This window comes from Bradyrhizobium hereditatis, assembly GCF_020329435.1.
In the GTDB taxonomy this organism is placed as follows: Bacteria; Pseudomonadota; Alphaproteobacteria; order Rhizobiales; family Xanthobacteraceae; genus Bradyrhizobium; species Bradyrhizobium hereditatis.
Genome location: NZ_JAGKJK010000003.1, coordinates 424,466 through 448,467 on the forward strand (window position 1 = coordinate 424,466; position 24,002 = coordinate 448,467).

The following is a 24,002-nucleotide window of genomic DNA, read 5'->3' on the forward strand; positions in this document are numbered from 1 at the left end:
CTCGCAAAGACACGAGGTGCGACATGGCTGCAAGGATTCGCAGGAATGTTTGGAAGCTCGACCGCAGCGACGAGACCCTAGCCTGGTATGGCAAGGCCGTCGCAGCTCTCATCAGGCGCCCCATTGAGGATCCGTCGTCGTGGCGATATCTCGCCGCCGTTCACGGCACCCCACAAGGTATGGCCACCCCAGCCTCCGCGCGCGGTTACTGGGACCAATGCCAGCACCAGAGCTGGTTCTTTCTCCCATGGCACCGCGGATATCTGGCAAGCTTCGAAGCGACCATCGCCAAAACGGTCAAGGATCTGGGCGGTCCCGCTGATTGGGCGCTCCCTTTCTGGGATTATAGCGAAAGCCTGTCCACCGAGCGCAATGCGAGATTGCTGCCGAGCGCCTTCGTCGAGCGGACCCTTGGAGACGGTAGTCCCAATCCACTCTGGTCGCGACGAGCGCGAGCTCCCGGTGGAAATTTCGAGCTCGACGACACCGCCGTTTCGACCGGGGCCCTGCGCTTCACCAATTTCACAAACTCAAGGCCGGGAGTTCCGTCCGGCTTCGGAGGGCCAGAGACGGGCTTCAATCCCGGCGGCGGCGACAATGGCGGCATCGAAAGCGTTCCGCACAACCGTATCCACGTCAAGATCGGCGGCGATTCCGGCTTTATGTCAGACCCATCCACCGCAGCGCTTGATCCAATTTTCTGGCTGCACCATGCCAATATCGACCGGTTGTGGGAGGTTTGGCGCAATCAAGGGCCTCAGTTTCAAGACCCAAGTGACGAACGATGGCTGACTTCGGTGGTATTCCAGATGCACGACGGAGACGGTCGGCCGATCACATTCCGTTGTGCCGACATGCTCGATACGACCAAGGTGCTCCACGGCTATACTTACGAGGCGGTACCTGTCGCGCAGGAAGCGGAGCTCGAGTCGGTGGAGATGGCAATGGCTGGCGGAGCGAGGCCGGAATTCGGCGGGGAAAGCGAAGGACCAGTCGTTTTGACGGGACCCACAACCAAAGCTGACGTTGTCCTGGTGCCGCCGTCAGGCTTGGAGGCTGCCACGGCAGAGCCACGTCATGTCTATCTCAATCTGGAGAACATCACCGGAGCCGGAATCCCAGGCGACTATCTCGTCTATATCGACGTGCCAGACGACGATCAGCCAACGGCTTCGTTCATAGGCGTGATGACAACCTTCGGGCTAGAACGGGCGAGCGACAAGTCGCTTAGCCACGGCGGCAGCGGACTTAGCCAAGTGTTTGAGATTACCGAATTGGCCAGTCAGCTGAAGCTGTCGGAAGCCAATGTTTCCCGCCTGAAGGTCACGTTCGTGCGAGAGGGTGTTGCAAAGGCCGATGCAGACGCTCCCGCCGAACTCGCCGACTACGCCGCCGTTCAGCGCAAGCCTGCGAACGTCACAGTCGGAAAGATTTCACTGTTTTACGACTAAAGCGCGATGAGATTGGATGAATCGTCATCGCGCTTTAGATTGTTGTTTGAGCATGGGCTTTTTCCGAAAACCGCTTCACACTTTTCCGGACCATGCTCTAATGGGGGAAAACCTTTCCATTGGCATCGATCGTCCGCTCGCGTTCTTGCGAGGCGGAGTCCTTGTATCCGACGTCGCGCGCTTCGCGATGCTGCCCGCAGCGTCGGCTTGGGCCATTATCCTCGCTCTTCCCTTCTTCGTCGGACCAATCGACGTCTGCACGGCTCGGCCGATCGGCGAGGATCTCGTGTCCCGCTATCTGGTCCCGCAATTGCTTTGGATCCTGATGGTGACCGCAATGATGGTGCCGCTCGCCGCGCCGCAGATAAAGATTCTGGCAGCGAGAAGCCCGACAGTTCGACGCAGCCGTTCGGTGTCGCTATTCCTCTTCGGTTTCCTGCTGCGGTGGATCTGCGTTGGTGTCGGGATCGCTGCAGCCGCCGATCTGATCGGATGGCCGCAATCCTCCAATCGTATGAGCGTATCGGTGCTCTATCTGGCCGCGGCAACGTGGCAGCTAACAGAATTCAAGAAGCGCGCCCTCAACAGATGCCACCATGTCGCACCGGCACGTGCGCTTGGACGGGCTGCCGACCGCGACGCGATGTGCAACGGATGGCTGCACGGCAGATATTGCGTATCATCTTGCCTGCTGACCATGCTGCCGGTGTCCACCTCCAAGTTGGGGCCGGTCGCGATGGCCGCGGTGTTTGCACTGCTCTTGGCCGAGCGGGCGGATCACAGGCCAAAACTGGGGCTATCGGCTTTCGTCCTCTTCCTCCTGTGGATCAACGAGATGGCCTAAGTCCTATCGCTTCCGACCAGGTTCCCCAGCCAAGCTTTCGATCAGCTCGATCACTTCCCGCCGGGCTTTCCGATTGGCAATCTTCAGGAAACGCGGTGACCAGCCGATCAGTTTCAGCGCCGCTGCCGCGGTCGGGACGAGCGGAACTGACGAAGAAGCAGGCATCGGAGTCTCGAGGGACTTTACGATGTCAGCCAGCCTGCTGCAGCCACCCTGTTTTTTACCTTTATCATATTTCTGAAGCTACTGAACGTGACACCCAGCCGTGCCGCGAGTTCGCGCCTTCGGAAAGCTCCATCCTCCGTTCTTTCGGATTCTGCACGCCCGTGATCTATCTGGCGCTCGAGCGCACAACCGCCGGCTCGAACCTGCGCTGCCGCCGGGGGCCAAGTCGACTGGATGCGGTTTCATCGCCGTTACTCCTGCTTTTTGTGCGAAGGCGCTTCCGGCCATCGCAAAGCGCGTTGGGACCTCGGCCTTTCCCCAGCTTACTTTCATGGATGACATCGGCCACCATCCCCGCCATGACTACCGGTCGACGCAGGGATGCAAGCTCATGAAAGGCTCTTTCAAGCACTGCGGCAGGGAAGCATTCCTCCTCGCAGCGATAGGCGTCTGCCACCGCCACGCCCCGTCGCCAGGCCTCTTGAATAGCAAAACTTCTGGAGCGGTCGTCACATGCGGCATCTGACATTGCAGCTGGGATCGATGCATCGATGCAGCTCTGCGCATGTTCGACCATCTGCGACGTGGCACGAATCGAGCGGCGAACGAGCGAGCCAGGATCGACGCATGCATCGAGGAAATATGCTCGCGCATGGCAGCATGCGAAACGTCGCATCGCCATCACGACTCGCTCACTGCGTGCGACTACCGCGACGTCATCTGTGTTCAACCCATAATTGAGTATTATGGAACCCTAGGATTGGAAAGTTGGGGGATATCCGCATGCCCGATATCAAACAGGACAGGTTGAGAGATTACGTTTCCTTGCTCAAACGAGCCCATGGCGATCTCCAGCCGCACGTCCAGGAGGCTGCCGAAAAGCGTCGTGAAAGCGCATCGGGTCTGGAGGGGGTCGATCCGACAGTCCATGCGGAGGAAGCCGTTCGCCAGGTCGATCGTGGCGCTGATCTTTCAACCGAGCAAGCCTTTGGGCTTGAGGCGATAATCGATGCCGACATTCGGCCCGCGATCGACATCATCAATGGTACGTTCACCTCGACACATCCCCTATGGATCAAGCTGTCACAGGATCAGACCATCAAGATGCGGATCGAGAGAGTCATCCCGTCTGTTGGCCGCATCGGACTGCCCGGAAACAGGAGATATCCTTACGCTGGTACGGGATTCGTCGTCGGCAATGGTCTTCTGATGACAAATCGGCACGTTGCGGAAATTTTCTCCCGCGGCTTGGGCAGCCGGCTGATCGAATTTCTCCCTAACGCCAAAGCCGATGTGGATTTTCTCCGCGAACTGAACGGTCCGCCGAATCCCAAAACGCTCGCGGTCGAGAAAACAATAATGATCCATCCGTATTGGGATATGGCGATCCTCAAGGTCGATGGGCTGGACCACGATCACCCGACACTCGAGCTTTCGCTCCAGGATGCGCGGGAACTGCCTGAGGGGCACGAGATCTTTGTGATCGGATATCCTGCCTTCGACCCGCGAAATCCCTCGGACGAGCAACAGGAGCTGTTTGACGGAAACTATGGCGTCAAACGGCTGCAACCTGGCGCACTGCATGGAAGATTGGGCGCGGCAAGCTTCGGAAAGACGGTCCCCGCCGCCGCTCACGACTGTTCCACGCTGGGCGGAAATTCCGGAAGCGCCGTGTTTGATCTCAGCACCGGGCAGGTGTTGGGTCTTCACTTCGGAGGCCAGTATCATCAGAAGAACTATGCGGTCCCCTCGTTCGAACTCTCGAGAGACACCCGCATCGTGGACGCCGGCGTGAAGTTCTTTGGAGACGGTGCCCGTGGAGGAACTGGTGACTGGGCAAACTGGTGGGCGAGAGCCGATCAGACTGAAACAACAGCTGAGCCGTCCAAGCCGACTGCAGGTGCACCGGTTCAAAAGCCCGCCGCCCCGGTCGCGGCGGGACCGAGTCCGCAGATGGGCGTGACGGATGGCTCGGTGAGGATCGAGATGCCTTTGATCATTACCGTCTCTCTTGGGCGACCGGGCGAGGGAACGCGGGTGGAAGCGGCGCCCCCGCAAGTCGAGGCGGTCGCGGAATTCACCGAAGCGATGCGCGAGCCGTTCAGGGACACGAGCTATGACGGGCGGACCGGATATTCTGCAAGCTTTCTCAACGAAAACATTGCAGGCGAAATCCCTCTGCAGATTCCGCTACCCGGCGCCGCCGACCCGACGGTTCTTGCCAAGAGCGATGTCGGCGAGAACATTCTCAAATATGAGCACTTCTCGATTGCGATGCACGAGAAGCGACGGATCGCACTGTTCACGGCTTCCAATGTCGTCGCCACACCCGAGCTGAAGAAGCCGGAGCCCGGAAAGGACTATACAAGACGCGGATTGAGCGGGCTTGGTCCGAACGATCAGGAAAAATGGTTTCCAGATCCTCGCATCAATGCGCGGTTTCAACTTCCAGACGTCTTCTATAACAAGGATCGTCAGGCCTTCGACAAAGGACATATCGTGCGGCGGGAGGACGTCGCGTGGGGCAAGACGTACGACGAGCTCCGCCGCGCGAATGGTGACACATATCACGTCACGAACTGCTCGCCCCAAGTGAAAGAATTCAATAGATCAACGCTCGGAGACGCAAATTGGGGCGACCTTGAAAACAATGTCCTGTCGGAAGCGGCGAGCGAGCGGCTGTCGGTGTTTGCCGGGCCCGTGCTGACCGACGACGATCGGGTCTTCACCGGAGCAGGAGATCGAGGAACGGTGTTAAAGGCGCGCATTCCGGAGAAATTCTGGAAGGTCGTCGTCGTCCGAACCGACGAGGGTTGCGCAGCGTTCGGTTTCATTCTGGAACAGGATCTGTCAGACGTCGAGTGGGAGTTCACCCCGGCAGACGAGTTGGTGCCGTTCATGTATCCAATCTCCGACATCTCGGAGATGGCCGGCGTCAGATTTCCATCAATCATCATTGACAATGATCAGTATGCCACGACCCGCGGGGGCAATGTGGCGCTGCGCAGCGGCGCCAAACGAAAGCGAAGGTCAAAGCGCTCCTAAGGTGCTTAATGAATACTCTGTTGGTGGCCATTCTGACCATCTCGGGAGCTTTCATGGTTCTCGACGGCACCGCTACGTTGGTGACATCGGCGGTTCAGGCGCTGGCAGCCTCAGTGAAAGCGGCTCGAAGCACAGAGGCGGCCGCCGTTGATGCCGATGGCGTAGCCAAGGTGCTTGAGATGCTATCCAAGCTCCCACAGTGGTTCCTCGCCATACTGACAGGTAATTTTCAGCTGTGGCTTGCCCTACGCACCCTCGCAGGGCAGTCATGGTGGCCATCCTGATCCGTCAACGTCTTTAGGTAAGATCAATGGGCGACATACGAACCTTCCGGGACCACTTCCTCTCTCTGTATCAGTCCGCTGCGGCCGACTATGTGTCGCAGAAGCGCAAAGAGACGACAACAGAAGGCGCAGTCGAAGCGGCCGATCCGCTGATGGAGGCGGTAAACGAGATTGCAGAGCTGAGGTCAAAAAACGCAAGCGAGATTCCTGACACCGAGGAAGGGATCGCCGATATCCCGAGGATCTGTGCCAGCCTGGGACTGCGATACCTGGAAGCGCTGGTCAGCGGTGACCACGCGCGCGCTGCACGCATTCAAGAGCAGATGACTGGCGGCACATGCGACCTGAAATGGGCCTCGACGCTCTCCGAATACGCAAAATTCTTCGGCGCCAATGGCAGTAGAGGCAAGATCCCGTATGTCCGCGCGGCAGAAGTCGGTGCGCACACGATCCCGATTGCAGCGGGCGCGCGCATCGCCGTCTTCGGCGACTGGGGCACTGGCGCGCAGCCGGCACGCCGAATATTGACAAGGATCAGAGAGCAAAAACCCGATGTGCTGCTTCACCTCGGAGACATCGACTATTCCGGCACTCCTGCGGAATGCCAAACGAACTTCGTCAATGTGATCCGATCGACGTTTGATCCTGCTATTCCGACCTTCACTCTGGCGGGCAATCACGACATGTATAGTGGCGGGCTAGGTTATTACGATCTCGCCAGGACGCTTAACGCGGGCGAGCAGGCGCAGAAAGCAAGCTTCTTCTGCCTGCGGTCCGCGGACGCCGCGTGGCAAATTCTGGCTATGGATACCGGCCTGCACGACTATAGTCCGATCTCTGTGACAGACGCGCTCACGTTCGTCGAGGAAGACGAGCAGCAATGGCTAGAGCAGCGTGTCGCGGAATTTCCCGGAGAGACCATTCTGGTATCGCATCATCAGTTGTTCTCGGCATTTTCCCAGATCGGCAAGCCAAGAGGCGATGGGACCCTTCTGCCCTACAATCCGAACCTGCTCGCGCTCTTCGAACGTCTAAAGGCTAAGGGGAAAATCGCCGCATGGCTCTGGGGCCATGAGCATAATCTGTGCGTTTACCAGGGCTATCTCGGCTTGGAGCGCGGGAGGTGCATTGGCCACGGCGCGATTCCGATCTTCGAAGAAGAGAAACCATACGATGTGCTCAAGGGCATCGCCGACCCGCCCGGGCTTGTTGCAGGGACACAGTTGAATGTGAGCGACGGCGCCTACGAACACGGCTTCGCCATGGTTGCGCTTGGGACGGGCGGAGGCAAGACCAAGGTGGAGTATTTCACCGAAAGCGGATTAAAGTACGCCGAGGAGCTCTAGCCTTCTCACCGACGCGGCGGACAGGCGGGGCAATCTGGTCCCGCCGCCTCCACTCCAGGCAAGGCGCCGAGAGCAGCCCTTCCTAGCGCATACAACGCAGGGGTGACCTTCAGCTTGAGGCCCTTCGCCTCGCACTCATCTGCGAATGCTTTGAGGGCTCCCTCGCGCTCCAGCATCGAGAGCACGTTGAAAACCGTCTCCACAGTCAATTCAATGTCCTTGCTTCCCGCCTGGCGTGCCATGACGTCTTCCTCTCCTTCTATGCCGGTACTACGGAAATCGCCCGATCCCGGTGCCTAGTCGCACGAGTGCATCCTGCGTATTGAAATCTCGCTGGCGATCCAGCGCAGCAGAGGCGGCCGCCTTCGAAGCCTCCTTCGGCGCGAGCGAAATTCTTCCGATCTCATCGAACCGCGGCAATCCCGATTTGTTCGGCGGAAGACGGATCAGGATTATGATGGTGTGCATATCCTGTCGGCTGTTGTCCAAATTCACTGCAAGATTGGATGGGACGAACTTGCCGGCTACCGGATTTAGCTGGGTTGATGGATCGAAATTGCCGGTGAACTTCGTCGTGAAAGTAATCGTGTCGGTCATCTGGGCGGTGGTGTACTCGTTGTTTTCGCCCGCGAGATTTCCGAGCTGGTTCTGTACCAGGAAGCTATGCACAAGTGATCGAATCTTGAGCAGCCCGGCGGCGGGATAGATGGCATTAATCTGCTTAGGGACAATGTCGCACATGCCCTCTGTACTAAGTCGTGCGAGGCTATCAAAACTGTCGTAGACCCTGAAATGCCGCTTAACTTCCCTGGTTCGGTCGTTTTTTGCGGTAACGCCAATCTTGTCCGTTCCACTAGAAAACGTCTTCAGGAGAGTAAGATCGATTCCATTGCCGTTCACCTCCGTCGAGTCGATGGTGAAGTCGTAGCTGATCGAGGTATCTTTGTAGAAAAGGAAAGGATCGCGAAGCTCTTTTACGAAGTAGTTCCAGTTGAGACTGCGGAAATACTCAGGCCGCGCGCGAAGCGTTTCGATCAATTCATCCTTGGTCATCCGCTGATACACGAACGGGCTTTTCGCGGCAGCAATGTTCGCGATGATCTCCTCCCTGATCGCGTCGCGCGTCTGGCATCTAATGATTGTCGCGATCTCTTCGCTGGCGAAACCCGTGGTATCTTCCGGCAGCGGATAGATAGAGCAGCCACCTGTTGCCAGACATAACAGCGAGAAGAACGCCCGGCGAAACATTGGCGCACCCCGCAAGAAATGAAAATAAGCCCGCAAGTCCCGTCCCCCTTCGACGCATCATGGCAACTCTATCGCTACCAGCGCTGGGGCAATCTGAGACCAGGGGAAATCCCTAGGTTGCATCGCCGGAAGCGTGTTCAAGCCGTTTTGGTGTGCTGGGACATAAAAGAGTGTCAAAGGACACAAAAGAGTGTCACGCTTTTCGGCGCGGAATCTACCGAAAAACCCAACTCCCTGCGCGAGGGTGGCATCACCGCGGCGGAAAACGGATCCAGCGTGGTTCTCTATGGCCAGATCGACGGCCGAAACATCTTTCTGACGGCGGACGCCGGATTGAAGGCTTTGGGGGTGGCCGTATCGTACGGGAACGCCATTGGTCTGCAGTTCGGAACCGCCCTAAACGTGTTTCGGGTGCCGCATCACGGCAGCCGCAGCAACATCTCCCCTACGCTTCTCAATCGGATCGTGGGGAATGTCTCAGGCTTGAACGAGAAATTCCATTGGTTGCGTCATCTCGGCGGGGCCTGATGATGAAACTCATCCCCGGCAAGTCGTGGTCAACGCGCTGATACGACGTGGTCTCGTGCCGCAGGATACAAAGGGAGGTATCCTTCTGTTCAATTACGGCGTACCGAACCGACCAAGGTTTCGGTCCGGCTCAAACGCTGCAGTTCGCGATCAGGGTGGAGGCCTACGATTGACGCGATGATGTCGGCATTTTCTTGATCCGGCCCAGATCCGACATGTGCCACGCGGGTGATGGTTTCGCACCCGGGCCCCGGCGGTCACATCCGATTTCCCGCTGTGGGAAGCTCTTCCGGGTCGTCGGTCGCGATCGTCGGATCATTCAGGTCGTAGCTGAAGCCTTCGTACACGAAAGCGCTGCGGATGAGCTCGCAGTCCCTTTCGCTGACACCAGCCTGGCGGGCGACCGCGTACCAGGAGGCGCCAACGGTTTCGATCATGCCGTCGATGATGCGAGTAGCCTCCTCCTGCGAGACGAGAAATCGCTCGCTTTGGGAAAGCAGATTGGTGCGGTTGGCGTACCGGCCCCAATCCCCGAAAGCCATCGCGAGATCACGGCGCTCAAGCGCGATCATCGGATTCGGCGTCAGATCGTAGGCAGGCGACAGCGACCAAGCCGTATCCTTTGCGACGATCGCGTGATTCCGAGGATGGTCGTCGGTGTTCGAAATCAGCGCATTGAAACATACGCGACGGAAGAGTTCCGGAAGATCCCTGGTCTGACTTGCCGTAGCGGCCCGCCGGACTTCGTCGGCGAGCAGCAGATAGGACCATTTGCGGCGTTTGTCCGCAGTATCGGGCGAGTCGTCCGCATCGATAAGCGTCAAGGCGCTCACCATTCGGCTACGCAAATATCCTTTCTCCGTTTTGTGACGGTCGAACCGCTTCACCAGGAGCACGTCGCGAGTACCGACGGTGGTCAATCGACTTTCCGCGCACGAAATCCCGCACGAGCGCGCGAGTGTCAGCATCGCATGCTCGACGCGAGGATTATTCCACCGGTCGTCGGGATGCGAAAATTTGGCTACCCAAAGCGCATCCTCATCTTCGACGGTCGCCTTCGGACGCGCGCCGCCCATGGACGTTCCGGCATTCAGAAGCGCTTCGGCCTGTTCGGCGTCGGCACCCGCGGGCTTTGGAGCATCCGGATCCCTCTCCGCCGCGACGATCTGGTCGGCGAGGTCGATGAGCTTGGCTAGATCGATAGTGCGATTGAATTTGCGCACAGGTGCCGGCGGTTCGACATTGAGACCGAAGCCGAGCGCGCCGGCGCGGTCGTCGGGCGAATTGAGCAGATACTGAATCTCTGTCGGTGCGACGTTGCCCAGCCGCTTCTCGATCAGTTTCCGCCCCCAGGCGTCGGGAGAACTGTCGCGAAGCGCTCCGAAGTTGCCCCGCAGCTTGGTCGTCCGGAACACCGGCACTTGAAGCTTGAGTTCGACCGGGTCGAATTCGACCCGGTCGTTTCGCGAGAGGTAGCTCTTGCCATAGACAAATTGGCCTACCGCCGTCCCTTGGCGGCCCGTATCGAGTTGGTACCTCCCGGCGGTGACCGGTTCGGTTTGTCCTGGCAGCGTGATGTAGACGAAGCACTCCTCAGAAGGCATTGCTGGGCCCTCCTCCGGTTCGCGCGCGCTCGCGCTCTTCGAGGCCGCTGAGGGCCAGTCCCTCTTCGTCGGTCTTCGGGTCGGCCACACCATCTAGCGTCTGAAGCAAATTCATGGCCCACAGAGCTGCGACGTAGATGCCCGCGCTGGTACCGAGCTTGCCCTTTTCTGCGTCGGAGAGCACATGGCGATCCACACCGAGTTTTGCGGCGAGCTCTGAAAGGCTGAGGTTGCGCCGAAGCCGCGCCGTCCTGAGCTTGTTACCCAAGTTTTGCAGAGCTTCTTGGACAGCAATCGGCGGAGCATTTGTGAGTGCGCTGCGGGGCGGCATGGCGTCTTAAGGCTCCCTTATCCAGGTTAAAGGCGTCTCATGGCTCCAAAAAGATAGGCCCGCTTCAGTCAAAAGTCAAGCCATTGGAACCATAACCTGCCCTAAACTGCCTTAAGGGTGCCTTAAGATGCCAAGAGGTCCAAATTTGAAGTGCCCACGGAGCCGACCGCGCCCCCAGCTAGGCCGACAGGTTACGGGACGCTTCTCCACTCGCGGTTTCGGGCTCAAGCATCTGGAGGTGGCGTCCTGCGGGTGGCGATCAGAGTCGGCACTTCTTCGCACCCTGCGTTGACTCGATGGCATCGAGACCTACTTGCCTGTAATCGGCTTGCTCCATCTGCCGGCTAGAACAACAGTCGACTGTCTAACATGAACGAACCGCTCGAACCGTCCGGTGAAGCGCATTCCGCCCGAACTCGCGTCGTTCGTCCGCGCGGTTCGCGAGGCACTTCATCCTTGAAATCTGGCTGTTCGGAAGCCGCGCGAGAGGGATTGCGATCCTGACAGCGACTGGGATCTGCTGGCCGTTCTACCGGACCACGCTCCGGACGAATTGACAGATCCGATTGCGACGTGGCGGATCGCGTGGAACGGTCGCTTTCCTGTAACCCTGCTCGCGACAAAGCTGCACGATCTGAAGGAAATCTGGGGGGTGCCCAACACGTTGGGATACAGTCTCTCGCGAGAGAGCGTGCGACTTGTCGACTAAGCGGCTGATCGCCAAACACAGGTTGGATGCGGGAAAGTCCGATCTGGAGGTCCTTTCACCTAATGCCGTCTACCATGTCGAGCAAGCGCTTGAGCACATCATCTTAGCGTTGGCGCAATCGGAAGGCATCCTCTACCCACGGACCAGCAAACTGGATACAATGGCGCGCGCGTTGCCGGAGGATAACTTATTCCGCACAAAAGGCAGCATCGTCGAAGGCCCCGCCCCGCTCCAAACTAGAGCTAGCGCTAGGTGGTGTGGACACTTATCGCATCCATAAGGTGATGGCCGCGAGGGTGACGACGGCACGGTAGTTGCGGGCGGTCTTTTCGTAGCGGGTTGCAACGCGGCGGAATTGCTTGAGCTTGGAGAAGCAGCATTCCACGAGATGGCGCTGGGCATAGAGATGCTTGTCGAGCGGATATTTGAGCGCGCGTGACGGGTTGTTGGGGATGACGGCGAGCGCGCCTTTGGCGGCGATGGCCTGACGCAAGTGATCGGCGTCATAGGCTGCATCGGCCATGACGACCTCGGCAGGTAAGCCTTCGAGCAAAGCAGCCGCTTGCGGTGCATCGCCCTTCTGTCCTGCCGTGAGCGTGAAGCGCACAGGACATCCCAAGCCACGGACGGCCAGATGGATCTTGGTGCTCAGGCCGCCGCGCGAGCGGCCGAGCGCCTGATCTTCAGACCCCCTTTTTTGGCCCCAGCAGCGTGCTGGTGGGCTCGGACGATGGTGGAATCGACGATCAGATATTCGAAGTCCGGATCATCGGACATCGCCTCGAAGATCCGCCACCAAACACCCTTGATGCTCCATCGACTGAAGCGCCGGAACACGCTGTTCCAATCCCCAAAGACTTCCGGAAGATCACGCCAGGGAGCGCCCGTGCGCACGATCCACAGCACACCTTCCACGAACATCCGGTTGTCGCGGCCGGTGGAGCCCTTCTGGTCAGGCCGGCCTATGATCAGCGGCGCCATCCGCTCCCACGCCGCGTCGCTCAAGACCAATCGATCCATCACACCCAAGACTGCCTCCCCAAAAGCAGCCTTGAATCTGATTTGCTCCTAAAAGGGAATCCGTAGAGTCCACACCACCTAGAGCTAGAGCAGATTGGCTCCGTCCTCAAAAAAACTGCAGAGCATTTCGGCGTCGATCTTGATGCGCCGGCAGCGCCTGGCCGGAACGTCAGGGCCTTCACGGCTTCGCCAGCGGTCGCGAACGCGCGAGTTCATCACTGACTTCGGACTTGTTAGACGTTCTCCACATTTAGTCAATTTGACAAAATTGATTTCTCTTGAATCAGAGTCTCCGCATCGCATTTTGTGCAATGTCGCCGCTATCTCTGATTGGCGTCGGTGACCTGCCACCGAGTATTTCCTCCAGAAGGAGTTAGAGTCCGCCCGAAGAAGGATGGACGGATGAAGCGAGCAAGGTTCACGGAAGAGCAGATTATTGCTGTGTTGAAGGAGCATGAGGCCGGGGCGAAGACCGCCGACCTGGCTCGCAAGCACGGGGTATCGGAAGCGACGATTTACAACTGGAAGGCCAAGTTCGGCGGCATGGATGTCTCCGAGGCCAGACGGCTGAAGGCGCTGGAGGATGAGAACGCGAAGCTGAAGAAGCTGCTGGCCGAGCAGATGCTTGATGCGGCTGCGCTACGCGAGCTTCTTTCAAAAAAATGGTAGGGCCCGCCGCCAAACGCGCTGCGGTGGCGCATCTGGAGGCCAAGATGGGCCTGTCGGAGCGGCGGGCCTGTTCGATTGTGGGCGCGGACCGGAAGATGATCCGCTACCGCTCCTGCCGGCCGCCAGACACCGAGCTTCGCGCCCGGCTACGCGGACTGGCCAACCAACGCCGCCGGTTCGGCTATCGCCAGCTGTTCGTCCTGCTGCGACGGGAGGGCGAGCCGTCGGACATAAACCGGATCCAGCGGCTTATCGGGAGGAAGGGCTCACCGTCCGCAAGCGGCGGGCCCGCCGCAAGGCCACAGGCAGCCGGGCGCCGATCTTGGTGGAAGCGAAGCCGAACGCACGCTGGTCCATCGACTTCGTCTACGATCAGTTCGCCAATGGACGGCGCCTCCGTGTCCTCAACATCGTCGACGATGTCACCAGGAATGCCTGGGTGCGATCCCGGACACGTCGATCTCCGGACGGCGGGTGGCTCGGGAACTGACGATGATCGTCGAGCGGCGCGGCAAGCCAGGCTCGATTGTCTCCGACAATGGCACCGAGTTCACCTGCAACGCCATGCTGGCCTGGTGCAAGGACACCGGCATCGACTGGCACTACATCGCGCCAGGCAAGCCCATGCAGAATGCCTTCATCGAGAGCTTCATGTATAGACGGCCCCGCGGATGCAAGGGATTTCAGCAGCACTTCGGATACCGGTCGGGTGCGTTCATGTATACGGCCTGTTAGCGCGGCCGATTGCATGGCCGCTGACCCTGATGGAGATCGCGGATCGAGGCCTCATCAACGGGTCGCGCTTGTTGCGCTTAAAGCTCTTCGGGCTTGCTCGATCCCCAGCTCCGCCGGTTTCCATCATGCTGTCATCTGCCCTCGCACCATAGTATGGCCAGCATCTGCGGCAGCTCAAGCCGCCAGCTTTGGCCGATAGAATTCCCCGGTTATCATCATCGCCCAGACGATCCTGGCCAACTTGTTAGCGACGGCGATAGCGACGACCAAGGGCCGACGCCGTTCAAGCAGGGCTTCGATCCAGCCGCCTCCCACCCGGGAGCGTGCCTTTGGGTACCGAACGACGTTACGTGCTCCGATGACAAGCAAGTGCCTGAGATAGGAATCGCCCTGTTTCGTAATCCGGCCGAGCCGATCCTTCCCGCCGGTGGAATTCTGCTTAGGCGTCAGGCCAAGCCAGGCCGCGAACTCCCGCCCGGACCGGAACATTGTCGCGTCCGGCACGGTCGCGGCGAGAGCCGTGGCCGTGATGGGACCGATCCCGGGAATCGAGGACAGCAACTTCGCCATCGGATTTACTCGCTGGATCTGAGCTAGCTCGCGCTCGATGGCCTCGACCTGCCGGTCCAATTCCTTCAGTTGGTTCACAAGTACGGCTAGTGCGATGCGGGCGTGCGCCGGGAGCGTCATGTCGTCGTCATCCAACAAGTCCACCAGACCATCCACCCGTTGCCGGCCTTGCCCGACAACAATTCCGAACTCAGCAAAGTGAGCACGAATGGCGCAGGCTGTCATGGTTCGCTGGCGGACCAGCAAGCCTCTTGCGCGATGAAGCATCAAGAATCCTTGGTTTTCGATGCTCTTGATCGGAACGAACCGCATATGACCGCTTCGCAGATTGCGGCCGCGTCAGCGGCATCATTCTTTGCCCCTCTTCGTACGTAGGGTTTGACATAGGCCGGCGGAATCAATCTCACATCGTGTCCGAACTGCCGAATCTCCCGCGCCCAGTGATGAGCGGTCGCGCAGGCCTCGATCCCGACCAGGCAAGGTGCGAGCAACGAGAAGAACGACACGATCTCACTTCGCCGGAGGCGTTGGCGGCTTGGTCACCTGGCCCAGGCTGTCAACTGCGTGGACATGGAATACGTGTTTCGAAATGTCTAATCCGATTGTCGCGACTTCCATTTAAGGTCTCCTGTTGGCGGTTCGGTCCATCGCCAGTATACCGCTGGCGCTCGAGGGAGCGGGGCCGTCTTCCCCATCAACGGTCGCATGCGCGATGAACTGCTCAACGAGACCCTGTTCTTCGATATTGACGACGCCAGGACGAAGATTGCGGTGTGGGTTGCCGACTACAACAGCGACCGTCCGCATTCTTCGCTGAAATACTAGAACGACGCGATTTCAGATCTCACTGATTGGACTGCCGAATTTCGCCCCGATTTTTTCGCCCGCTTTTCGAGCCCAAAAAACCGAGGGGGGTCCCAGATTGTTCACGCGGCCATTTTGCAGACGAGCGGGGCATCCTTTTGTTAGTCCGGATCGCCGCGGCGAAAATCGAGCGGAGGGTGCACACCGAGCGTGCGGCGAGGCTCGGTCCGTGCCGCAGCGCAGGTTGGAAACGAGGCTCAGGACTGACCGGCAGATTCGTTCCTAAGTGCAAGCAGCTCGACATGATGAGGATAATCTTCAAGAGACGCCTCAATTAACGAGGCTCGGGTCATACCCCGGCCTCCGCCGCCTAACTTCAGCGTCCGAAGTGCGGCAAACCACTTTGCCCGCCCCGTTCCGGCGAGGCTTAGTCGAGAAACATCACCGCCGGCGCGTGTCCATATCGCTTGGTCAGTCGGACCTTCCGGATACAAGTCAGCCATGATGTTTTCCAAGTCCCGCCATTCCTGCTGCGCTAGTGGAGAAGTGGCGGGCGATTTCGAGCCACCGCCGTCTAGAGAAATCGGGAAGTTGTCCTCCAAGTCCGATGCTTTAAAGATCGGATGTTGTCGGCCCGGAACGGCTCGCCTGACCTGCTCAGACACAAAGTTAAAAACCTCGAAGACGCGAATGAGGCCATCGCCCGCAGTGCGCGCCTGCCCTTTGAGCGCGCGGACCAACTGATCAGTGAATACGCTATTGCGGGCGCCCCCCAAGACGAGCGAAGTCTCACTGGCACGAGACGAAGCGATGATAACCCGTCCTGTCCCCTGAGCGAGACGATCAAGAGACTTCTCGCCGAATCCAAAGTTCACCTCGCCGCCTAGATCACTTTTAAATTGACCGGCCCCGCCTGCATGGCAGGCGTCGATTAGAACAAGAAGGCGCCTAGCCTTTATGGATTGCAGCGCCGACGAAAATTCTCGCTCCGGAATGGTGCTTTGCTGCAGATTCCTTTTGGCGCAATCAAAGGGCACCAATGCGCTGGTTTCCAACGCTCCGGAGCCGATGCGTGCGCCGTGCCCTGAGAAGAAGATTACAACCGTGTCGCTCTCCTTAGCTTCGGAAGCGAGACCCGCGAGCGCGTCTCGGATCCCGGTTAAGGTTGCCTCATCGTCCAAAAGCAATTTTACCTTTGATGGAGCAAAACCGCAGAGGCTTTCAGTTTGCAGAACCGCAGAAATATCGCGAGCGTCGTTCAACACCGCTTCAGGAAGGCTTGGGACATCGCGGTAGTTGGCGATCCCGATAACGAGGGCGCGTCCATTCTCGAACTCCACTAGACTTCATCTCCCGTCAATTGGCGAAATAAGTGTCAGTAACGCGAGAAATCCCGCTCTTCAGCAAGTAGCCGAAGGGAAGAATTGCCAGGAAAATCACGCTGCATCTCGCGCAAAAGGCTCCCTATTTTAGGCCCTTTTCCGCCTCGACGGATTTGTGCGAGAGCATCGCGCCACCTGGAGCGACCGCTCGATCCCCATGGCAAATCTGCATTGTAGCCGCCGGCTCTCTCCCAAACACCCTCGTCGTCGGGACCCGACGGATAGAGGTCGGCGGACAAGTGTTCCAGCGCCTCCCATTTTTCCATCTGCGAGATAGGCGACAAGCCATACACCCAACGATCGAAAATCCCTACCATTGATGCGCACTCGCGAAGCGCTGGTCGCAAATCCTGCCTTCCAGACCAACGGAGCATGCGCATCATCTCATCTGCTGCACTCCTCCAGCGTCGCTGCTCAATCAGACGTCCAAGCGCCGCTGATGCACTGGCCTCGACGCGGGCTCCGTCCAACGCAGAACGCAGCCAACTCGTGAAGCGATTTTCAGGGTACATGGGCAGGTTCGTCAATATACGTACCGCGCGGTCAAAGCGGTCGGTAGCGTCAGACTGGTTCAGCAGCTGATCGAGGCGCTGGTCATGGAGAATTGCAGTTTGAATTTGAGCATCCAGCCCGGGGACCGGCAGACCGGATGCGATCTTGTCCAGCCAACCGCGTGCGGTTTCCCGCAGAAAATTATCTCGGGTCGACGAGTTGACTTTCGACCAGACCTCCGGCTGCCGAGAGAACTCGGATAAATCTGCGAGAGGCGTACGCGATAGCCTGTCGAGTAGCTCTGACGCAACTTTCCGGCCACCGAGCAGATCCAGCAAGATACCTTCAAAAGCAGCTCGCGGATCAGCGGGGCCTCGCCATGCTTCCAGATTTCGCTCTAGAGCAGAAGACCAGATCGTTCGAACAACGTCTGTCGATAGGTCAAATGCGACAAGGAGATTAGGCGCCCTTGACACTGCCTCGGCGGCTAGCTCAACGAGACGCCTATCCATCAATTCTGTCGCGCAGACCAGTACATCGTGATCCGAAGCGTTCCTTAGCACCACGGGGATTGTGTCAGTCAAGCTGGCCGGCACGACTTTAAGGTGAACCCTAACAGCCTCGCCTGGACTAAAAATCGCAGATACAATCGCGGCATGCAGTTGGTAAAGACCTTCTTCCAGCACGAATTCCGCAATCGCCTGGCCAGCTTTCTGCCGGAGCTTAGCAGGTGCGAACCTAACTAGACACTCCTCAAGCCCGGCGACCGCGCCGACTGCCTTCCAAAGGGCCGTTGCGAGTTCCGGGGCTTCCTCGACCCATCTCCAAAATGCTTTTTCGAACGCGCCGTTACGCGTTTCGGCAGCTTTAACCAGCCCGCCGATAACGGCAGATCGCCACTCCTGAGCGGCTTCATTTCCCATTCCGTCCGAGACAATGGACCTGAAAGCATCATCTTGCCGGACCGGAAACGAGTTCCTCTCGAGCCAACGACTTAGCGACGACCACAGGGATGTAGGTTCACCGAAGGCGGTCATAACGAGGTTGCGCAACGCTAAAACATCGGCACCCCTTGCGGTCTCGAGTTGCAAATTCAGCCGCTTGATCAACTCTCGCTTTGCGCTATCACCAAACTTCGGATCCGGCGACAAGCGACCGATTAGCCGTACCGCAGCGATGGTGTTGTCGATCACATTTGGCTGCACAACAGCGAAGCGATAAGCTTGCTCAAGAAGAGCAAGATCTCCAAAACTCGTGAGCTCGGTGCCGAGAGAGTTGGCAAACGTCCGTAAAGGATGGTTGCCCTCAGATCCACTCAACATGGTGACAGCCGGCGATGGCGTAGTGCTTCGAAAACTCTCTGCCAAAAGGTGACCTTGCCAACGGGTACTCAGGCTCGGCGGCGTACAAACCAGAGCCGGTGGTGGGGTATCGACGATATCCCGAGGACTAAAACTTAATCGGAATGACAATCCACGACGCAACGAGGGCTCAATTCTTCCCCATAGCGCAGCGACAAGGGATTCGAAGCCCTCGTGCCCGAGCCGAACAACGGGCCCCGAATGGCGAGCGCATAGCGCCGACGCTACTGCTCTGAGCTCCTGCGTTGTTGAAGGAACAGTTTCACTTGGGCTGAGGTTCAACGTCGCCAAGCTTGATGGGGCTTCTGGAACAGAAATCAATTGATCAAAAAAGTCTCCCAAGTTGGAGGCGACCACCACTTCATCCAACGGGGCGATAAGCGCGTGCGACAGTACCATTCCAGATCGAGTAGCTTTCGCATCCTTGAAAGTCCTCGCTAAGACAAACCATTCGCGATACGGAAATCCAGAAACGAACGGGGACCACTCTACCCCGGGAGGCGGCGTGTCTGGCAAGTCCAACCTAGGCGCGAGTTCAGCAAGCCACGACCGAGAGATGCTCGCAACTCTTAGGCCATGGCCAGCCTTAACTTCTCCAAATATCGCCTGCTCAACGATCACACGGAGACCTCGCACTACTTCGAGCGAAGTTCGTTCAAGAACGATTGGATCGGTAATGTCAGATCAGGCGAGGTTGATCCATCCGACCCCACAACATAGCCAAAATGTTCTGGTCCGCGACTAACATATTCAACATCCTGCTCGCTGGGGCTTAGCGGGCGACCAAGCGCCGAAAGTCCCATGACCTTAGGAGTCTGCCAATTTGAGCTCACAAAGTCCCATAGCATCGGCAGCCGCTCCTTTAAGGCGACTTCTGGCACCGCGCCATCGATACGCAGCTCGTCCCAGCACGTTAGCAAAATGCCAAGCTTAGGACGCGCGATAGGGCGCTGAGCCAGCGGGTCTGCGATGTACATCAACATTTGGAGCAGCTCAATCAAGCGCGCCTGATCCGAAACAACGACTTCATGGTTCTCTACTGCCGACCCACGAAGATCGGCCAAAGGCCGCGAAAATATATCTTCTCCGACCCTCGCTTGCTGAAGACGGACTAGTAAGAACCATACAGCCGCGTCACGAACACGTTCCTGCCAGGCCACAGGAACACGACGGAATGTCACGATGTTTTTGATCTGCTCACCACCGTAATCCGGCCAAATCAATTCGGCGGAATAACCATCTGCATCCGCTATCGGCCAAATGCTATCGACATACGTAGAAGTCGCAGTGTGCCCGGCGGCCTTGCCTTCATTTAAGCTCTCAAGCGCTGCTTCGAAAGGCTCCAGATTTGTGGCAGCGCCGTTCATTCGAAGTGAACCATCACCCTTCATCAAGCGCTTGAGCAGCTGAGCGCCGAAATGGGTTTTTCCGACGCCGCTCTCTCCTATCAACAAGATGGTGTTACCGGAGAGCGCGGTCATGATGCGCCGCCGTAAATGAAGAGAGGATCGGAGTTGGCAACTGACGGCTTCGGAAGGTCGACAGACCCTCTGTGAAGACTAAGGATCCAATCCAGAAGCTCGATAAGACCAACGCCAACACCTGGTTCGGATCCCGATCTAGACAATACGCTTACAGAGAACTCCCTCGCATCCGGCATGGGGCCGAAAACCGCTTGCCGAACCGCTTTCTCGACATCAGGAGAGACGCGCACATCTGCTTTTGTCCAGACTAGAGCAACAGGACGACCTTTCCGCTCAGCTGCCATTCGGCCTGCGAGAACCTGAAAAGCTCCGCGGGCCGATCCCATTCCCTCGCCGGACAAGGCATCGCGATCGGCGACGATAAGCAGGATGTCTGCTCGCTCAGCAACCCATCGCGCCCCTAAGCCGCCGGGGGAGTCGCGATTGATTGACCACTTTTGAAACCACTCACCAGGCGCATCCGTCATTAGGTAATCCGTCAGCCGCCTACGACGCTCGTCTCTGAACGACAGATGCAGAAGTCCCGGAGCTCTTCCGCTCCGACTAGTCGTGTGAGGAGGAAAACTCGCGGGGTACCCTGGATCCCATCGCAAGGAACCCGCTACCGCCTCCCAGCCGGCAAGGGAATACGATCCAGCAAACACCTTGTTAGGGAGTTTGACGGCACCCCGACCAAGTAAAAGGTACCACGCTCCAAGGAGGGTAGTTTTCCCTGCGTTCTGAGATCCAGCAATACCAACGACCATCGGACGGGCCCGACCGGCTAAAAATCCGAGGTCGGCCAAGCCTAACGCGCTTCCTGACCACGGAAGTAGGACCTCATCAGTGAGTTCCGAGAGGGCTGAGCTTGCCTCCTCATTTGCGGTCCAGGCAGGGCACTTAGTTAAGTCAGTGTGGCCGAGACCACAGCCCGTATCCGGAACAAAGCAGGTCTCTCGCGTGCATCGGCGCATATCCATTAGGCTTCATCCGCCTCGGCAGCCTCGATCACGTTTGGGCGCGCGTCCGCTTCTCTTGCTGCTCGGCCAGCCAGCAGCTCGCGAAAAGTCCAAGTTGCCCATTGAGGCAACGTTATTTTTACATCGGCAGGCACACCAGTCAGGCGACGAAATTCCGGCTCGATTTCTGATCCTACCGCGTCTGGATATGCAATGAGTGACACTACTGGGCCGCGACCAACAGGAGGAGCTACAAGAGCCTTGGCGGCTGTTCTGAGAATGGACAAAGCCGGGTGCTTTTGAACCACAGTAACGATCTCAGTCAAAGGGTAGGTCTTTTGACGATCCAATGATGGTAGCGTCCCCACGGCCTCCGATAAAAAGGCAGCTACGCTCGCCGGCGAGAAACTTGGAACCTGCTGATGCAGATCGAACGCCATCAGCGTTGCCGCAACGGGCAGGGGAAGATCGCGATAGCTAACTCGTGCACTGGGAGAAAACAGAGCTTCCTTCCACCAAAGCAGATTTGTGCGCCGCTGCAGCCCGGTCGTCGCTCCCGTTACGGCTTGCAGGGTCGTATCAACGTAGTTGGTAACGGCGCTAAGCAATGCTTTGAAAGGCGTGGAAAGATTGGGCGGCTCGACCGCGAACTGCTTGGCCGAGGCTTCGATTACTTCCGCTAAGGCCTCGCCCATACGTTCACCAAACTCGGTAACCCAAGGCGCGTTTGCCTGGGGCCAGTGAGGATTTCCGCCCGTGGCAACATTCCCTTGCTGCGGGCTATTGAAATGCGGACCAACTGCCGCCCTCATCCTGGTTTTGATATTCTCGCGGTTCAGCTGCGTTGCTTTGGCTTTTGGCGCGGTGGTCTGAGGCAGTTCGAAAGCCACTCTCGGGACTGTTATCGACGACGGCGTGGCCCATTCACTTTCAGATCGCGCATCGATCCTCGTTTCGATCTCCGTCACCACATCAGTCCAGATAGCCTGTTCGTTGCCTGCCTCCATAAATGGCAACGCATTTCGCGCGGACGAGACAAAGGCGACGCCAACGCGATCGTCTGCGGCTGAGGCCTGCATCAAGGCATCAAGCAACATTGCCCTTACCACCGAGATGGGCACCCCCGAAAAGGTGTTTACATAAGTAGTCCAACGCCTTTTGAGAGCGGCGAGCGCTTCGTGAACCACGGGATCATCCGCGGGAGCTTCCGGATCGAATGCGACTAATGCAAACGCGGTTGCTTTGGACGGCTCGGCTCCTAAAGAGGTAGCCAGATCGGTGGCTGTGGCTCTCAACTTCTCCAGCTTGGCGTCATCGCCCCCGACATCGATTAATCCGCCATCCAAAAAGCGGAGAAGAACATCTTCACTCACCAAAATCCTCCCGACGCCGCCCTACTAATGAAATACGTTTGAGCCCACCAAGGGAAGATAGAAACAAGAATCGTGCTGTTAGTTCAACCGTAGAATGCGGGCAGGTGGACACGACGCGCAACTCTAAGAGAAGCGATGCCCACGGGGCCCGTCTATTTTGTCATTTTGGCTCGTCGTCTCAGGAACTCTCGGGCCGCCTGCTCCATCACGTCCCAGGCGGCTCGATGCTCCTCGATCGCGACCTGTTTAATGTCCGCAATGACGTCCTTGTCCATCATCGCGAGAAAGGTCACGCGGTCGCCGATCGGCGTCCTCTTGCCCCTTTTCGGCGCCCTCTTCTTCCCGACCATCCGTCCGTCCGCTGCGCGTTAAGCTCCATTAACCATAAGAGTGAGGCGGCGTGGGCGCCAGAGACGATGGCCCATCTTATATAAGAAGCTCAGCCCTTCTTATATAAGAAGGACGCGCTAACCGCTTGACTCGAGCTGACCTTCCTGCTTTTAGTGTTCTTGTTTCGTTCTCATATTGAGTGGTTGGCGTCGTGTTGGCGAGGACAAGGCCTACGACGCCGCCGTCACATCGCCAAGCTGCGTACACTGAAAGTCACGCCCCACGTAGCCCAGTACAACAGCGGCAATCCGAACGGGCGCTAAAGCGCCATCGACGGACGAACCACCCGGCACGACGGCTACGGCATGTCGCAATCGCGCCGTCCCCTGATCGAATGCATCTTCGGGTGGGGCAAGCAGCACGGAACCATGCGCAAGACCAAACATCGCGGTCCCGCTCGCGTCTCCTCCGACTTCCTGCTCAACCCGATTGCATACAACCTCGCCCGCATACCAAGCTGATCGCCGCATAATGCCAATCGCAGCACCCAACCGCGCGTAGACGTCGGAGGCCAAAGCCAAGATGCAAAATTAAACGAAAACTACGGGCGATTTTGCCGGTTTTCAGCAGACTGCTAGTCTAGATTGTCTATTTCGTAGTCTAACGTCGAGTAGCCGCTTCTATCTCCGGATCGAATGTTTCCGGAAAGCTTTCGAGGGCGGCCTCGATGCCCACCCTGAGTTCAGACTGCTCCTCGGGTGCGAGCAGGCAAGGCATTTCGCCTCGGCGAATGACCCCGCAGCGTTGAAGCAATCCAAGGCCGCGGATAGATCAGCTATGACCACCAGGTGCTTTGACGCGGCCGCGAAGGCTTGCCAGTCCGTATCTCTGCTGACCAGCAACACAGTTGTATGATGGCGTGAGGCCCACGCCTCAAGAGACAGGAGCGCGAGTGCATCTGGAAATTCTGTCTTCTTCAGCTCACCTCGAGAGAACGGCGGCTCGATAGTGAAATACCGCCGCAGCACTTCCGAATGCGCGACCCAGTCCGTCGGCCGCCAGCACCTCGATGGGCAGGTCTTTGATGAATTGCGCGACAGACTTTTGCGCGAATTCAGCCGCTGTCTGCCGAAGGCCGAGAAGCTCGTCGACGGCGGCGTTGTCGACCGGCCTTCTCCAGCTCTTGCGGACCAGACCGAGCGCCGCCTTAAGGCTGGATGGCGCGTCTTATGGTTGCATGCGACGTGACCGCTGACTTCGCCGAGAACGACGTCACAGAGCAGAACGCG

Annotated in this window: 20 protein-coding genes and 2 pseudogenes; 9 read left to right on the plus strand and 13 right to left on the minus strand. The window is 58.2% G+C overall.

The window, feature by feature from the left end:
- Positions 1-23: 23 nt before the first annotated feature.
- The 5 genes from J6524_RS09895 to J6524_RS09915 all read left to right on the plus strand — a co-directional run bounded on the left by J6524_RS09895 (position 24) and on the right by J6524_RS09915 (position 7,135).
- A complete protein-coding gene (locus J6524_RS09895; RefSeq protein WP_512699562.1) occupies positions 24-1,451 on the plus strand; it encodes a tyrosinase family protein in 1,428 nt (475 codons plus the stop codon).
- 187 nt (positions 1,452-1,638) lie between these two features.
- Entirely contained in the window at positions 1,639-2,295 is a 657-nt protein-coding gene (locus J6524_RS09900) for a copper chaperone (protein ID WP_283843295.1), read from the plus strand.
- A 948-nt stretch (positions 2,296-3,243) separates the two neighbouring features.
- Positions 3,244-5,505 carry a DNA/RNA non-specific endonuclease gene (locus tag J6524_RS09905; protein ID WP_225670147.1) on the plus strand — a complete coding sequence of 754 codons (2,262 nt, stop codon included), beginning with the start codon at positions 3,244-3,246 and terminating at the stop codon, positions 5,503-5,505.
- Between the two features lie 8 nt (positions 5,506-5,513).
- A complete protein-coding gene (locus tag J6524_RS09910; protein WP_225670148.1) occupies positions 5,514-5,789 on the plus strand; it encodes a hypothetical protein in 276 nt (91 codons plus the stop codon).
- A gap of 26 nt (positions 5,790-5,815) precedes the next feature.
- The gene (locus J6524_RS09915) at positions 5,816-7,135 is read left to right on the plus strand and encodes a metallophosphoesterase family protein (RefSeq protein ID WP_225670149.1); all 1,320 of its coding nucleotides are present in this window, start codon (positions 5,816-5,818) and stop codon (positions 7,133-7,135) included.
- Between the two features lie 5 nt (positions 7,136-7,140).
- Here the strand turns inward: J6524_RS09915 and J6524_RS09920 are convergent, their stop codons facing one another.
- Both J6524_RS09920 and J6524_RS09925 read right to left on the minus strand, forming a co-directional pair.
- Positions 7,141-7,377, minus strand: coding sequence for a hypothetical protein (locus J6524_RS09920; RefSeq protein WP_225670150.1), 237 nt, complete (start codon positions 7,375-7,377; stop codon positions 7,141-7,143).
- A gap of 28 nt (positions 7,378-7,405) precedes the next feature.
- Complete coding sequence (locus tag J6524_RS09925) at positions 7,406-8,383, minus strand: Y4kA family protein (protein WP_225670151.1); 978 nt, start codon at positions 8,381-8,383, stop codon at positions 7,406-7,408.
- 117 nt (positions 8,384-8,500) lie between these two features.
- Between J6524_RS09925 and J6524_RS09930 the strand changes: the two genes are divergently transcribed.
- Positions 8,501-8,911, plus strand: a complete 411-nt coding sequence (locus J6524_RS09930) for a ComEC/Rec2 family competence protein (RefSeq protein WP_225670152.1) — start codon at positions 8,501-8,503, stop codon at positions 8,909-8,911.
- A 257-nt stretch (positions 8,912-9,168) separates the two neighbouring features.
- Here J6524_RS09930 and J6524_RS09935 read toward each other — a convergent pair whose 3' ends face one another.
- The 3 genes from J6524_RS09935 to J6524_RS09950 form a co-directional block, all read right to left on the minus strand.
- Positions 9,169-10,515: a type II toxin-antitoxin system HipA family toxin gene (locus J6524_RS09935; RefSeq protein WP_225670153.1), complete on the minus strand. Its 1,347-nt coding sequence runs from the start codon at positions 10,513-10,515 to the stop codon at positions 9,169-9,171.
- Positions 10,505-10,783 (minus strand): helix-turn-helix transcriptional regulator, encoded by a 279-nt coding sequence (locus J6524_RS09940; protein WP_225670154.1) that lies wholly within the window; start codon positions 10,781-10,783, stop codon positions 10,505-10,507. The genes J6524_RS09935 and J6524_RS09940 overlap by 11 nt, the downstream gene beginning before the upstream one ends.
- A 1,037-nt stretch (positions 10,784-11,820) precedes the next feature.
- Positions 11,821-12,584, minus strand: a protein-coding gene (locus J6524_RS09950) for an IS5 family transposase (protein WP_225670155.1) whose coding sequence is annotated in 2 segments (ribosomal slippage) — positions 11,821-12,246 and positions 12,249-12,584 — 762 coding nt in all. Because the reading frame shifts where the segments join, the coding sequence is not laid out codon by codon here.
- 393 nt (positions 12,585-12,977) lie between these two features.
- Here J6524_RS09950 and J6524_RS09955 point away from each other — a divergent pair.
- A pseudogene (locus J6524_RS09955) lies at positions 12,978-13,895 on the plus strand (IS3 family transposase); the annotation flags it as partial.
- A gap of 258 nt (positions 13,896-14,153) precedes the next feature.
- Here the strand turns inward: J6524_RS09955 and J6524_RS09960 are convergent.
- Positions 14,154-14,876 carry an IS110 family RNA-guided transposase gene (locus J6524_RS09960; RefSeq protein ID WP_283843296.1) on the minus strand — a complete coding sequence of 241 codons (723 nt, stop codon included), beginning with the start codon at positions 14,874-14,876 and terminating at the stop codon, positions 14,154-14,156.
- Positions 14,877-15,233: 357 nt separating this feature from the next.
- Between J6524_RS09960 and J6524_RS09965 the strand changes: the two are divergent.
- Positions 15,234-15,371 (plus strand): annotated as a pseudogene (locus tag J6524_RS09965) (integrase core domain-containing protein); the annotation flags it as partial.
- Positions 15,372-15,610: 239 nt separating this feature from the next.
- Here the strand turns inward: J6524_RS09965 and J6524_RS37660 are convergent.
- The 6 genes from J6524_RS37660 to J6524_RS09995 all read right to left on the minus strand — a co-directional run bounded on the left by J6524_RS37660 (position 15,611) and on the right by J6524_RS09995 (position 22,733).
- Positions 15,611-16,693 carry a caspase family protein gene (locus J6524_RS37660; protein ID WP_225670156.1) on the minus strand — a complete coding sequence of 361 codons (1,083 nt, stop codon included), beginning with the start codon at positions 16,691-16,693 and terminating at the stop codon, positions 15,611-15,613.
- A 35-nt stretch (positions 16,694-16,728) separates the two neighbouring features.
- On the minus strand, positions 16,729-19,224 hold the full coding sequence (locus J6524_RS37665) for a GAP1-N1 domain-containing protein (RefSeq protein ID WP_312002370.1): 2,496 nt from the start codon (positions 19,222-19,224) through the stop codon (positions 16,729-16,731).
- A complete protein-coding gene (locus tag J6524_RS09980; RefSeq protein WP_225670158.1) occupies positions 19,224-20,069 on the minus strand; it encodes a TRAFAC clade GTPase domain-containing protein in 846 nt (281 codons plus the stop codon). Before J6524_RS09980 ends, J6524_RS37665 begins: the two co-directional genes overlap by 1 nt.
- Entirely contained in the window at positions 20,066-21,031 is a 966-nt protein-coding gene (locus tag J6524_RS09985) for a TRAFAC clade GTPase domain-containing protein (RefSeq protein ID WP_312002371.1), read from the minus strand. Before J6524_RS09985 ends, J6524_RS09980 begins: the two co-directional genes overlap by 4 nt.
- The gene (locus J6524_RS09990; RefSeq protein ID WP_225670159.1) at positions 21,031-22,383 is read right to left on the minus strand and encodes a GTPase-associated system all-helical protein GASH; all 1,353 of its coding nucleotides are present in this window, start codon (positions 22,381-22,383) and stop codon (positions 21,031-21,033) included. Before J6524_RS09990 ends, J6524_RS09985 begins: the two co-directional genes overlap by 1 nt.
- Before the next feature lie 152 nt (positions 22,384-22,535).
- Positions 22,536-22,733 carry a hypothetical protein gene (locus J6524_RS09995; protein WP_225670160.1) on the minus strand — a complete coding sequence of 66 codons (198 nt, stop codon included), beginning with the start codon at positions 22,731-22,733 and terminating at the stop codon, positions 22,536-22,538.
- Positions 22,734-23,078: 345 nt separating this feature from the next.
- Between J6524_RS09995 and J6524_RS37900 the strand changes: the two genes are divergently transcribed.
- Entirely contained in the window at positions 23,079-23,234 is a 156-nt protein-coding gene (locus tag J6524_RS37900; RefSeq protein ID WP_376711999.1) for a transposase, read from the plus strand.
- 159 nt (positions 23,235-23,393) lie between these two features.
- Here the strand turns inward: J6524_RS37900 and J6524_RS37905 are convergent, their stop codons facing one another.
- Positions 23,394-23,996: a PIN domain-containing protein gene (locus J6524_RS37905; RefSeq protein ID WP_376712007.1), complete on the minus strand. Its 603-nt coding sequence runs from the start codon at positions 23,994-23,996 to the stop codon at positions 23,394-23,396.
- Positions 23,997-24,002 lie beyond the last annotated feature (6 nt).